The organism is Ruegeria sp. HKCCD7296, assembly GCF_013110775.1.
In the GTDB taxonomy this organism is placed as follows: Bacteria; Pseudomonadota; Alphaproteobacteria; order Rhodobacterales; family Rhodobacteraceae; genus Ruegeria.
The window spans coordinates 153,264-165,861 of the sequence record NZ_WVRF01000007.1 but is presented as its reverse complement, the minus strand read 5'-3'; the positions used below and the strand labels follow the sequence as shown (position 1 = coordinate 165,861).

The 12,598-nt window shown below is 58.4% G+C and carries 14 protein-coding genes; 13 read left to right on the top strand and 1 reads right to left on the bottom strand.

The window, feature by feature from the left end; translation table 11 throughout:
• The first annotated feature begins 2 nt into the window (after positions 1–2).
• The 4 genes from GS632_RS11950 to GS632_RS11935 all read left to right on the top strand — a co-directional run bounded on the left by GS632_RS11950 (position 3) and on the right by GS632_RS11935 (position 4,902).
• Positions 3–2,198 (top strand): primosomal protein N', encoded by a 2,196-nt coding sequence (locus tag GS632_RS11950; protein ID WP_171721842.1) that lies wholly within the window; start codon positions 3–5, stop codon positions 2,196–2,198.
• 79 nt (positions 2,199–2,277) lie between these two features.
• Positions 2,278–3,510: an MFS transporter gene (locus GS632_RS11945; RefSeq protein ID WP_171177990.1), complete on the top strand. Its 1,233-nt coding sequence runs from the start codon at positions 2,278–2,280 to the stop codon at positions 3,508–3,510.
• Between the two features lie 66 nt (positions 3,511–3,576).
• On the top strand, positions 3,577–4,455 hold the full coding sequence (locus GS632_RS11940; RefSeq protein WP_171177988.1) for a 50S ribosomal protein L11 methyltransferase: 879 nt from the start codon (positions 3,577–3,579) through the stop codon (positions 4,453–4,455).
• A 90-nt stretch (positions 4,456–4,545) separates the two neighbouring features.
• A complete protein-coding gene (locus GS632_RS11935) occupies positions 4,546–4,902 on the top strand; it encodes a hypothetical protein (RefSeq protein WP_253282784.1) in 357 nt (118 codons plus the stop codon).
• A 104-nt stretch (positions 4,903–5,006) separates the two neighbouring features.
• Here GS632_RS11935 and GS632_RS11930 read toward each other — a convergent pair whose 3' ends face one another.
• Positions 5,007–5,222 (bottom strand): DUF1127 domain-containing protein, encoded by a 216-nt coding sequence (locus GS632_RS11930; RefSeq protein WP_171238127.1) that lies wholly within the window; start codon positions 5,220–5,222, stop codon positions 5,007–5,009.
• A gap of 334 nt (positions 5,223–5,556) precedes the next feature.
• On the opposite strand from GS632_RS11930, the gene ruvC reads away from it, so the two are divergent.
• The 9 genes from ruvC to tolB all read left to right on the top strand — a co-directional run bounded on the left by ruvC (position 5,557) and on the right by tolB (position 12,533).
• A complete protein-coding gene (gene ruvC / locus GS632_RS11925; protein WP_171238128.1) occupies positions 5,557–6,054 on the top strand; it encodes a crossover junction endodeoxyribonuclease RuvC in 498 nt (165 codons plus the stop codon).
• On the top strand, positions 6,051–6,728 hold the full coding sequence (gene ruvA, locus GS632_RS11920; RefSeq protein WP_171177978.1) for a Holliday junction branch migration protein RuvA: 678 nt from the start codon (positions 6,051–6,053) through the stop codon (positions 6,726–6,728). Before ruvC ends, ruvA begins: the two co-directional genes overlap by 4 nt.
• Before the next feature lie 4 nt (positions 6,729–6,732).
• Positions 6,733–7,752, top strand: coding sequence for a Holliday junction branch migration DNA helicase RuvB (ruvB, locus tag GS632_RS11915; RefSeq protein ID WP_171177976.1), 1,020 nt, complete (start codon positions 6,733–6,735; stop codon positions 7,750–7,752).
• A gap of 63 nt (positions 7,753–7,815) precedes the next feature.
• Positions 7,816–8,439, top strand: a complete 624-nt coding sequence (locus tag GS632_RS11910; RefSeq protein ID WP_171178103.1) for a hypothetical protein — start codon at positions 7,816–7,818, stop codon at positions 8,437–8,439.
• On the top strand, positions 8,436–8,819 hold the full coding sequence (gene ybgC, locus GS632_RS11905) for a tol-pal system-associated acyl-CoA thioesterase (RefSeq protein WP_171177974.1): 384 nt from the start codon (positions 8,436–8,438) through the stop codon (positions 8,817–8,819). The genes GS632_RS11910 and ybgC overlap by 4 nt, the downstream gene beginning before the upstream one ends.
• Positions 8,820–8,929: 110 nt before the next feature.
• Positions 8,930–9,625, top strand: a complete 696-nt coding sequence (gene tolQ / locus GS632_RS11900) for a protein TolQ (RefSeq protein ID WP_171177972.1) — start codon at positions 8,930–8,932, stop codon at positions 9,623–9,625.
• Positions 9,626–9,627: 2 nt separating this feature from the next.
• Positions 9,628–10,104: a protein TolR gene (tolR, locus tag GS632_RS11895; RefSeq protein ID WP_152457226.1), complete on the top strand. Its 477-nt coding sequence runs from the start codon at positions 9,628–9,630 to the stop codon at positions 10,102–10,104.
• Positions 10,105–10,113: 9 nt separating this feature from the next.
• On the top strand, positions 10,114–11,217 hold the full coding sequence (locus GS632_RS11890) for an energy transducer TonB (protein ID WP_171177967.1): 1,104 nt from the start codon (positions 10,114–10,116) through the stop codon (positions 11,215–11,217).
• Positions 11,214–12,533 (top strand): Tol-Pal system beta propeller repeat protein TolB, encoded by a 1,320-nt coding sequence (gene tolB / locus GS632_RS11885; protein ID WP_171177964.1) that lies wholly within the window; start codon positions 11,214–11,216, stop codon positions 12,531–12,533. The genes GS632_RS11890 and tolB overlap by 4 nt, the downstream gene beginning before the upstream one ends.
• Positions 12,534–12,598: the final 65 nt, after the last annotated feature.

Below are 12,598 nucleotides of genomic sequence, written 5' to 3'. Positions count from 1 at the left end.
CTGTGAGCGCTAACGGATTTTTCGACCAAGGAGAGCTGATTGCGGTACTGACAACGCAGCCGCTGGACCGGACGTTGGATTACAAAGCGCCTGAAGGCGGGTGCTTTCTGGGTGCGTTTGTCGAAGTGCCTTTGGGGCCACGCAAGGTTCTGGGTGTGGTCTGGGGCCCGGGACAGGGCGGGTTTGATCTGAACAAGGCGCGGTCTGTGATCCGGGTACTCGAAGTCGCGCCGATGCGTGAAGAAATGCGGGCTTTTCTAGGTAAGGTGGCCGACTACACGCTGACGCCGATGCCTGCCATGCTGAGGCTGGCGACGCGTGCGCCGGGGTTGGGCGACCCGCCGTCAATGCGCAAGGTCTATCGTCCTGGCAGTGGCGAACCGGACCGGATGACCGATGCGCGATCCCGTGTGATGGAGGTTTTGCGCGACTATGGTGGTCTCGCCTTCACCTTGAAAGAACTTGCCGAGCAGGCAGGTGTAACCTCGTCTGTTGTCAAAGGGTTGGTTAAACAAGGCGCCGTCCGGGAGGAGGACAGTCCGCGTGATCTGCCGTACCCGCATCTTGATCCGAACCTGCCCGGGAAAGATCTGACCGAAGATCAGGCGGCGGCTGTGACCCGATTGCAAGCCGGGCAGCGGACGGGGGATTATGGCACGACATTGCTGAAAGGCGTTACAGGTTCGGGCAAGACCGAAGTGTATCTGGAGGCAGTGGCCGAAGCCCTGCGCATGGGACGACAGGCTTTGGTCTTGCTGCCGGAAATTGCGCTGACCGCTGAATTCCTGACCCGTGTCGAGGCGCGGTTTGGTGCACGACCTGCCGAGTGGCACTCGGGCGCGACCATGACGGAACGCCGACGGGTCTGGAGAATGGTCGGGCAGGGGAATGCGCAGTTGGTTGTGGGCGCGCGATCTGCATTGTTTTTACCGTTCCGCGATTTGGGGCTGGTGGTGGTCGATGAGGAACACGATACCTCTTACAAGCAGGAAGACGGCGTGCACTACAGCGCGCGGGATATGGCAGTTCTGCGTGCGGCCATTTGTGGTGCGCGGGTGATTCTGGCCAGCGCCACGCCCTCGTTGGAAAGCTGGGCCAATGCCGAAGCAGGCAAATATGAGCGGGTGGATCTGACCTCGCGCTTTGGCGCGGCGGTCCTGCCCGAAATGAAGCCCATCGACATGCGGGTCGAACAGATGCAGCCCGGGACATGGATTTCTCCGTCCCTGCGACAGGCGGTGCAGCAGCGGATCGAGAAGGGTGAACAATCGCTGCTGTTCATCAACCGACGTGGTTATGCTCCCGTGACCCTGTGCCGGGCCTGCGGAGAACAGATCGCCTGCGATCATTGTGACGCGCGAATGGTTGAGCACCGGTTCCTGAAACGCCTTATGTGCCACCAATGCGGTGAGACCAAACCCATGCCAGATGCCTGCCCGTCCTGCGGGGTAGAAGGCAAGCTGGCCCCGGTTGGGCCGGGGATCGAGCGGCTGGCAGAAGAGGCCGAGGCGACCTTTCCTGACGCCAAGATTGCGATGCTGAGTTCCGACCTTTTCGGTTCAGCACGCGCACTGAAGGCCAAGATCGAAGAGATCGCCGAGGGCGATGCCGATATCATCATCGGCACTCAGTTGGTTGCCAAGGGACATAACTTTCCCAAACTCACATTGGTTGGTGTGATTGATGCGGACTTGTCACTGCACGGTGCCGATTTGCGCGCGGCGGAACGGACGTTTCAATTGATGCGGCAGGTTGCCGGGCGTGCTGGCAGGGCGGATAAGCCGGGGCAGGCGTTGTTGCAGACGTTCCAACCAGAACATCCAGTGATACGTGCCATCCTGTCTGGCGACGAAGAAGGGTTCTGGAAAGCGGAAGCCGCAGGGCGGCAGGCGGCGGGGGTTCCCCCTTATGGGCGCATGGCCGGTATCGTGCTGTCGGGGCCAGAGGTCGGCCCTGTCTTCGATATCGGAAACGCGATGGCGCGCAATGATGCCCCTGTGCGCGATGTGGGGGGGCAAGTTTTTGGCCCTGCACCAGCGCCGATTGCACGTATTCGCGGACGGCACCGTGTGCGCCTGCTGGTCAAAGCCCCAAAAGGTGCCCCCATTCAGGACGCGATTGCTCGCTGGATCGCGCCTTTGCGTCTGAAAGGGGACATCCGTCTGACTGTCGATATCGACCCGCAGAGCTTTTACTGACTTCTGCATCAGCGCAGGTCGGCTGTGCGCGAACGGCTTACCTCTCGCCAAAGCGCCAAAATGGGCGTAGAGGACCAATATGCTGAAACCCATGCCCCTTAACGAGGCGCAGAGCCTTCCGTTCTGGCGTCGTCCTGTCACGCTCTTGTTTGTGATGGCCATGACCATGCCCATCGCGTTCAATGCGTGGAGCGCGCTGCTGAACAATTTCGTCATTGAGGTGGCGAATTTTGATGGGGCCGATATTGGCCTGCTGCATACGGTACGTGAAATTCCGGGCTTTCTTGCGATTGGCGTGATCGCCGTCATCATTTTCATCCGCGAGCAGGTTCTGGCGATGATTTCGCTGATGATGCTTGGGGTGGCAACGGCTGTAACTGCCTGGTTCCCCAGCTTGGGTGGGTTGTTGTTTGTGACCCTGTTCAGCTCGATCGGGTTTCACTACTATGAAACGGTAAATCAGTCGCTGCAGCTGCAATGGCTGCCCAAGGATCGCGCGCCGCAAATTCTGGGATGGCTGGTTGCGATGGGGTCGGCAGCGACGGCGGTGGTCTATGGGTTGATCGTTCTGACCTGGGAGCGCTTTGATCTTTCCTATAACTTCGTTTTCATGGCCGCAGGCGGCGTGACGGTCTTGTTGGCCCTGTTCAGCCTGATCGCCTATCCTCAGTTTGACGCCCCAACACCGCAGACCAAAAAGCTGATCCTGCGTCGCCGGTACTGGCTCTACTATGCGCTGCAATTCATGGCCGGCGCACGGCGGCAGATCTTTATTGTGTTTGCCGGGTTCATGATGGTCGAAAAGTTCGGTTTCAAAGTGCATGAACTGACCAGCCTTTACCTGATCAACCTGATGATCAACATGATGGCCGCGCCTTTGCTGGGCAAAGCTGTGGCAAAGTTTGGCGAGCGGCGCACCCTGATCTTCGAATATGCCGGACTGGCCATCGTGTTTGCGGCTTATGGCGGTATCTACTGGTTTGGCTGGGGTGTGTTGCTGGCTGCGATCCTATATGTGATCGACCATGTGCTATTCGCACTGGCGCTGGCGCTGAAAACCTATTTTCAGAAAATCGCGGACCCAGCGGACATTGCGCCGACAGCGGCCGTGGCTTTCACGATCAACCATATCGCCGCCGTGTTCTTGCCTGCATTGCTGGGGCTTTTGTGGGTGGTTTCGCCGGGCGCAGTGTTTGGTTTGGCGGCGGCTATGGCAATTGTTTCACTTCTGTTGTCGCTGTTGATCCCGCGCCATCCCGAACCGGGCAATGAGACAATCTTGACCAAATACGCTCCGGCGCCTGCGGAATAGGCCGGACGGCTTGACCTTGGCGGCACGGCGTCCTAGGCGCTGTGCCAACTGAGACAGGAGGCCCAGATGCCCACATTCACCGCGCTGACTACGCTGACAGGTAAGAAGGCCGCCGAGGGTCTGGGCGAAGCGATGGAGCGTTTGGAGCCGGAACCCACGGGTGTTGGTGTGTTCGAGGTCGAGGACGGTTCGGGCCTGTGGGAAGTGGGCGGCTATTTCACCGAAGCCCCGGACGAGACTGCATTGGCGGTACTGGCAGCGGCGTTTGAAGCGAAGCCGTTTGTCGTCTCGGAATTGCCTGAAACAGATTGGGTCGCACATGTGCGTCGCGAACTTGCACCAGTCGAAGCCGGTCGGTTTTTCGTCTACGGCAGCCATGATGCCGACAAGCTGCCCGAAGGCCGCATTCCGTTGCTTATCGAAGCTGCAATGGCCTTTGGCACTGGGCATCACGGCACAACATTGGGTTGCTTGAAAGCGCTGGATCGCTTGTTGGACGAAGGATTTGCTGCGTCAAAAGTGGCCGATATTGGCTGCGGTACGGCCGTTTTGGCCATGGCTGCCGCTCGGGTCTGGGATGGCGAAATCATTGCCAGCGATATCGACGAAGTCGCCGTTGACGTGGCCGAGGCGAACCTGAAGGCAAACGGTATGTCCGATGCGGTGAAATGCGTGGAAGCCGCTGGCTTCGATCATCCTGACCTAAAGGCACACGCCCCGTATGATCTGATCTTTGCCAATATTCTGAAGGGTCCGCTGGTGGCGTTATCGCCTGAAATCTCCGCGAATCTGCGCCCAGGAGGGTATGCGATCCTGTCGGGAATCCTTAACGAACAGGCCGATGATGTGGTTTCAGTTTATTCACAAAACGCGTTCAATCTTGCTCATAGAGGTGAGATTGGTGAATGGACGACCCTAATCTTAACCAAACAGGGCGCGAATTAGGCCATTTGCAGGAGTTTTGTGGAATTTTGCCACGCTTTTGTCGCAATCTCTAATTACCGTTTTCTGATCAAAGTCGAGGGGGGCGGTTTTTTGGAGGCTGCCATGACGGGTAAACAACTGGAGTTCACTCAGCGCGTTAATCGCCTGAACAAGAAGCATCAGAAGATGAGCCGGGGCTATCGCGCAACGATGCGCAAAGATGGCCTGGTTGTCATGAGACCGCAACGAATCAGTTCGGCCGTGCCGGTAAGGGTCCTGCTGTTCACGCTTGTCGCGTTCTTTGTGTTCAAGGCGTTCCTTCTGTCACACCTTGGCCCCTCCGGATACCAATATAGAATAGACAGCTTGAACGAAGGCACCAAGGTCGAACAGGCAGGGGCATGGGTGATGCAAATTGATCCTGTGTCGCAGGCGCTGTCTCAGCAAATGAACAAGATTCTCTTCTGATCTCGAAACATGAAAAAAATAAACACCGCGTGCCGTAATGCGCGCGGTGTTTGTCTTTGCCCCACTCGAGGGAGGAGATTGGGGCGCGTGAGTGGTTGCCGGAGTTACCGACGGCCCTCGGCGATGGCGTCAATGTCGCCACGGCACAGGCCGATGTCTTCCAGTTCGCGGTCGCTCAGAACGATCAGCGCGTTGCGGGTTACGCGGGCGTCATTCCATTCGATTGCGGCGTTCACGGCCGATACGAAAAATACGCCGATACGGCCAACGAGGCCGAACGAGCCAGTGGTGGCGATGCGGGTAGTGTCCAGTGCAGCCATATCCTGTTTCCTTCTGGTTTGTGTTCACTTTTCAATCTTGCGATCTGAGCGGCATCTAGTGCTGCCAATTCGCGTGCACAAGTTCAGTTTTTGCATGTGTCCTATGCATTTTTTGCAATGCTCTGAAATGCTGAAACCCCCTTAATTTATTGGTAAATTTGCGTTAACAAAGGTGCCGTTTTCAGACCTTTTTCGGGTCGTAAATCTGCCTCTGGGTCGCGGCTGAGATATAGGTGTCGTTTTCAGACTTTGGGCCAATTCGCTTGGAAAATGTTCACGCTTCGTGCTAGGCGTTGAAAAAAGATCACAAAACCCGAGCAGGCCGAGGCACAACATGCGAATTCTAGGCATTGATCCGGGGCTTAGGACCCTGGGATGGGGCGTCATCGAATCAAATGGCAGCCGTCTGAGCCATGTAGCCAATGGGTTATGCAAATCAGATGGGGACGATCTGGGTGAGCGCCTGTTGTCGCTGCACAACCAGATTGTCGAAGTGATTGCCGATCACCGCCCGGATCAGGCCGCCATCGAACAGACATTTGTGAACAAGGATGGGGCAGGGACGCTTAAGCTGGGTCAGGCGCGGGGCGTTGCGTTGCTGACATTGGCGCAGGCTGGATTGCCGGTGGGCGAATATGCTCCCAATCGGGTCAAGAAGACGGTGGTTGGCGTGGGCCATGCCGAGAAAGAGCAGGTCATCCACATGGTCAAGTTGCAACTGCCGGGATGTTTGCCAAAAGGAGCTGACGCTGCAGATGCGCTGGCGATTGCCATCTGCCACGCCTATTACGGAAAGACACAACAGGCGCGTGTGAAAGAGGTGCGGGCATGATTGGCAAACTGACAGGGCGGCTGGACTATCGCGCAGCAGATCACGTTCTGATCGATGTGCGAGGCGTTGGCTATATCGTCTATTGTTCCGACCGGACTTTGGCGGCGTTGCCGGGCGTCGGCGAGGCAGTCTCGATCTATACCGACATGGTCGTGCGCGAAGATCTGATGCAGCTTTACGGGTTTCTCTCGTTGGTCGAGAAGGAATGGCATCGCCTTTTGTGTTCGGTTCAGGGCGTTGGCGCAAAAGTGTCTTTGGCCATCCTCAGCGCCTTAGGGCCGGATGGCGTGAGCCGCGCTATTGCATTGGGCGATTGGGGCGCCGTCAAAGCGGCCAAAGGCGTAGGGCCGAAAACGGCGCAGCGGATTGTGCTGGACCTCAAGGATAAAGCGCCGGGGGTCATGGCCATGGGCGGGACGGTCGCCGAGGCGCTGGATGGGCCCGCGCTTGAGGTAGTGGAACTGGCCGAACCCGCGCCCGCTCCAAAACGGTCATCGAAACCGCCATCGGGGGCTGCTGCGGCATCCGCCGGTGCATTGTCGGCACTGGCCAATCTTGGATATGGACCGTCTGACGCGGCAGCAGCCGTGGCCGAGGCGGCGGCAAGCCAACCTGAAGCGGGCGAGGCTGATCTGATCCGTGCCGCGCTCAGATTGTTGGCTCCGAAAGGGTAGTTAAATGGTAGATGCTGATCCCACCCTGCGCCCGGATCCTCTGCCCGAGGACAACGATCGTGCATTGCGTCCGCAAGGGCTGAACGAGTTCATCGGTCAGGCCGAGGCGCGGGCCAACCTGCGTATTTTTATTCAATCCGCCAAGCAACGGGGCGAGGCGATGGATCATACCTTGTTCCATGGCCCGCCGGGATTGGGGAAAACAACCCTGGCACAAATCATGGCGCGTGAGTTGGGTGTCAACTTTCGTATGACCTCCGGCCCGGTTCTGGCCAAAGCTGGCGATCTGGCGGCGATCCTGACCAATCTGGAAGCGCGCGATGTTCTGTTCATCGATGAAATCCACCGTTTGAATCCGGCGGTGGAAGAGGTGCTGTATCCCGCGATGGAAGATTTTGAGCTGGATCTGGTGATCGGCGAAGGACCTGCGGCCAGAACCGTGCGGATCGAATTGCAGCCGTTCACGCTGGTGGGGGCCACGACCCGAATGGGTTTGCTGACAACCCCTTTGCGCGACCGTTTCGGTATCCCGACGCGATTGCAGTTCTACACAGTCGATGAATTGCACGAGATCGTTACGCGCAACGCGCGAAAGCTGGGGGCTCCGGCAGATGATGACGGCGCGCGCGAGATTGCGCGCAGGTCACGTGGCACCCCTCGGATTGCGGGGCGGTTGCTGCGGCGGGTTGTGGATTTTGCCATCGTTGAAGGCGACGGTCGGATAACACGCGAACTGGCGGACGGAGCCTTAACGCGGCTGGGTGTGGACCACCTGGGGCTTGATGGGGCGGACCGCCGGTATCTAAAACTGATCGCCGAAAACTATGGGGGCGGCCCGGTCGGTATTGAAACAATGTCGGCAGCCTTGTCAGAAAGCCGCGACTCGCTGGAAGAAGTGATCGAACCCTTCTTGTTGCAGCAAGGTTTGATTCAACGAACCCCGCGTGGACGGATGTTGGCGCAGAAGGCGTGGACTCATTTGGGCATGACTGCGCCGAAGCGGCAGAGCGATCTGTTTGGTTGAAGCGGTGCGATCAGGGTTTTGTGCCTCCGGCGGCCGTATTTGAAACAAGAAGAAGGACTGGGTGTGACACCAGAAGAAATTGAGGCGCTGTTTACACGCGAAAGCGGTGAGTTCCTGTTTGCGCGTTGGGGACGTCCCATCGTGCCAATCGTGTTTGGTGTCGAAGACGAGACGCTGGTGACCGTCAAGGGCGCGTTCGAAGCCGTTGTAACTTTGGCTGGGCATAAGATGGCCGAGACCGATCCCGAGCTTGGTGCCAATTGCATGGTCTTCTTTTTTCGCGACTGGCAAGAACTGCTGGAAGTGCCTGATCTTGATCGGCTGGTCCCGGACCTTGGGCCTTTGGTGGAACGCCTGGTGGCTGCGGATGCCAATCAGTATCGAATATTCCGGTTCGAAGAAGATGGCGCAATCCGTGCGGCGTTTGTGTTCCTGCGTATGGACAAGGAATTGTCCAAGGTTCCGGCGGAAACGCTTGCCCTTAGCCAGGTGGTGCAGACTGTCTTGCTTTGGTCCGATACTGCGTTTCGGACGCAATCGCCGCTGGCTGTCGCCGGTGAGGCAACGATCCTGCGCCCTGACATTGCTGCATTGATCCGGGCCGCCTATGATCCGGTCCTGCCCGGGGCGGCGCAGGATGCGTCTCATGCACTCAGGCTGTTTGCCCGGCTGGAGCTGCCACAATGAAACACGTGTACCCGGTTCGCGTTTACTATGAAGACACCGACATGGGCGGTGTCGTCTATCACGCGAATTATCTGCGGTACATTGAGCGTGCCCGCTCGGACTGGGTGCGCAATCTGGGCAATGATCAGAATGCCATGCGGGACGAGGGCATTGTTTGGGTCGTGCGGCGCGTTGAGGCCGATTACCTTTCGCCTGCCAAGTTTGATGACGAGTTGATCGTTGAAACCGAAGTGACTGAGATTTCCGGCGTGCGCCTGACGATGGCGCAGTTGGTTCGGCGGGGGGAAACCGAGATTTTTCGCGCTTCAGTTACGGCTGTGTGCATCAACAAGGAAGGCAAGCCGATCCGCCTTCCGGCAGAGATTCGCGCATTGATGTAACAATTTGCGGGCCAAGGGTGGTTCTATTGGCTTTTCAACCCCAATTGCGTTAGCGTTTGGCAAAACAAGGCCAAACAAACGGCCGTCAGGCAAAAACAAAGAGCAGGTTCATGGAAGCTGAAACGCTGGCGCTGGCGCAGGAGATCGATTTCTCCATGTGGGGGCTGTATGCCCGCGCGACCTTTATCGTCAAATTGGTGATGTTGATGCTGATCGGTGCATCGATCTGGTCCTGGGGCATTATCATCCAAAAGCTGATCAACTATCGGGCCGCACGTCGTGAGGCGCAGGTGTTTGATGAAAGCTTTTGGTCGGGCAACCCTTTGGATGAGCTGTTTGAGCAGATCGGAGCGCAACCGGACGGCAGTTCTGAAAAGATCTTTGCCGCAGGCATGATCGAATGGCGAAGGTCGCACCGAAATGATGGTGGGCTGATCGCCGGTGCAACTGCGCGGATCGACCGATCGATGGATGTTGCCATCGCAAAAGAGGCAGAGACCTTGCAGAAAGGGTTGCCCATTTTGGCCACGGTGGGATCAACCGCGCCGTTTATTGGCCTGTTCGGTACCGTATGGGGCATCATGAATGCCTTTATCGAGATTGCCGAGCAGCAGAACACCAATCTGGCCGTTGTCGCCCCCGGTATCGCCGAAGCGCTGTTGGCGACGGGCCTGGGTTTGTTGGCCGCGATCCCTGCGGTTATTTTCTATAACAAGCTTAGCGCGGATAGTGACCGGATTGTTGGTGGCTACGAAGCTTTTGCCGATGAGTTCGCCACCATTCTGTCGCGTCAGTTGGACAGCTGACCATGGGCGCGGCGGTTCAGCAATCTTCGGGTGGTAACGGGCGCAGACGCGGACGGCGTCGCGGGCGCGCTCAACCCATGGCCGAGATCAACGTGACGCCGTTTGTGGACGTGATGCTGGTGTTGCTGATCATATTCATGGTCGCGGCACCGCTGCTGACCGTGGGTGTTCCTGTCGATCTGCCTAAGACCGCGGCAAGCGCTTTGCCCGGTGACAACGAGGAACCATTGACCGTGACGCTCACCGCAGATGGGCGCGTGCAAATCCAGACGACTGATGTCTTGCGCGAAGAGTTGATTGGCAAGCTGCGCGCGATTGCGGCAGAGCGGAGCAGTGACCGTGTGTTCCTGCGCGCTGATGGTGCGATTCCATATGCACAGGTGATGCAGGTCATGGGCGCGCTGAATGCGGGCGGGTTTTCTAACGTTGGCCTTGTAACCGATACGGGCGGGCCAACGCTGGATGAAGGTGGAGAGTGAGGTCGCACGGTGGATACCGGCACCAAGATTTCGGCGATTGCGCATGTCAGCCTGATTGGCGTCGCACTTTTTGGCGGCACCTTTCGGTCCGAGCCGTTGCCGATGGCTGTCCAGGATGTTTCCGTGATCACCGCTGAACAATTCGCGGCTATGACCGCGCAGCGCGACGCGCCCGACGTCTCCGAAGTGCCTGCCGCTTTGCAACAACCGCCCGACCCTGAGCAGGCGGAAACCAGCCCGCCGGAACCGGTGGTTGAGCAACAGCCGCGCCCCGAACCCGTGGCGCCTGCTGAACCCGACCCTGAACCCGCGCCCGTTATCGTTGAAGCCCCGCCCGAGCCCGAGCTTCCGGAGGAGCCGCCTTCATTGGCCGAGCCTGAGGTTGAAACCGTTGCACAGCCCGTGCAGCCCGAACCAGAAGCGCAGCCGCGCCCTGCCGATCGCGTTGCGCCCGAGGCGATTGCGCCGCCACCGCCCGAGGCAACGCCGGATGAGTTTGAAACGCCTCCGGTGTCCTTGGATGAGGGCGCTGAGGTGCAGCAGGAACAGCAAGATCAAACCGCCCCGGAAGAGGCCGCGCCAGAGATTGTGACCGAGGCGGAAGAAACCAAGGAACCCCTGCTCAGTTCACCCCGCCCGCGCACACGCCCCAATCGGCCCAGCCCGCCGCCGGAACCGGAAGTTGCTGAAACGCCCGAGACGACCCCGGAACCCGAAACGCAGACAGACGAGACTGCGATAAACGATGCCTTGGCTGAAGCTCTGGGTGCTGGCACCGAGCCCTCGGGCCCGCCGCTCACCAGCGGTGAGAAAGATGCAATGCGACTGGCTGTATCCAGGTGTTGGAACGTAGGTTCACTGTCTACGGATGCGCTGAAAACGGTGGTCGTGGTTGCGTTTTCGCTGAACCGTGATGGTACAGTTGTAGGCGGCAGTATTCGGATGCTGGACAGCTCTGGCGGGTCTGCCGGTGCCGCCAATCAGGCATACCAGGCCGCGCGACGCGCGATTTTGCGCTGTGGAGCCAAAGGATATGACTTGCCTGCTGACAAATACGCTCAGTGGCAGGATGTTGAGATTACATTCAATCCCGAGAGGATGCGGATCAAATGATGAAACTTCTGACCAGCCTCTTTGTCGGCCTGACATTGATGTCCGCGCCGGTTTACGCACAAAACGGCCCCCTGCGGCTGGAATTGGACCAAGGCATAATCGAGCCCTTGCCCTTTGCGGTTCCCAATTTCGTGCCCGATGGCCCTTCGGCCGCGCAATATGCGCAGGATATTTCGCGCGTGGTGGCAGCGGATCTGACCGGAACAGGTCTGTTTCGCGAAATCTCGTCGGATGCGTTCATCAGTCGGGTTAGCAGTTTTGAAGCGCCGGTTCAGTTCGCTGACTGGAAAGCGATTAATGCTGATGCGTTGGTTACTGGGGCAGTCAATGTTTCGGGGAAACGATTGACGGTCCGGTTCCGTGTCTGGGATGTGTTCTCGGGTCAGGAACTGGGCACCGGCCTGCAACTGGCAGGTACAACCGAGGGCTGGCGCCGCATGGCGCACAAGGTTGCCGATCAGGTCTATAGCCGGATCACAGGTGAAGGAGGGTATTTCGACAGTCGCGTGGCCTTTGTGTCGGAAAGCGGACCCAAGGATCAACGCCTCAAGCGGTTGGCGATCATGGATTACGACGGCGCAAATGTACAATACCTGACCGACAGTTCCGCCATCGTTTTGGCGCCGCGCTTTTCGCCCACGGGCGACCGGTTGCTGTATACCAGCTACGAAAGCGGCAGCCCGCGCATCTATGTTCTGGATGTGGGGCGCGTGAAACGGCAAGAACTCAAGACTCAGGACGGCACCATGAGCTTCTCACCCCGTTTCTCGCCCGATGGTCGGTCCATTGTGTATTCGCTGATTCAGGGCGGTAACACGGATTTGTGGAAGATGGATCTGGCCTCGGGTCAAAGTACACGCCTGACCAACACGCCCGCGATTGAAACAGCGCCCAGCTATTCTCCGGATGGCAGCCGCATCGTTTTTGAAAGCGACCGGTCGGGCACACCGCAGCTTTATGTGATGCCTGCAAATGGGGGTGAGGCAACGCGGATCAGCTTTGGCGCGGGGCGTTATGGCACCCCGGTTTGGTCGCCGCGCGGCGATTTAATCGCCTTTACCAAGCAAAACAAAGGCCGGTTCCACATTGGCGTCATGCGCACGGACGGGTCGGAAGAACGGTTGCTGACTGCTTCGTTCCTGGATGAAGGTCCCACCTGGTCGCCCAATGGACGCGTTATCATGTTCACCCGCGAAACGCAGGGGGCAAGCGGTCGGGCCTCGCTATATTCAGTGGATATATCGGGCCGAAATCTGCGCCCGGTGCGCACTCCGGATGGTGGCAGCGACCCGTCATGGGGCCCGTTGCAGAATTGATCGCAGCAAAGTTCACAACGAATCGCGCCTGTGGTAGACAGGCGGCAATAAACAAAACACGAGGC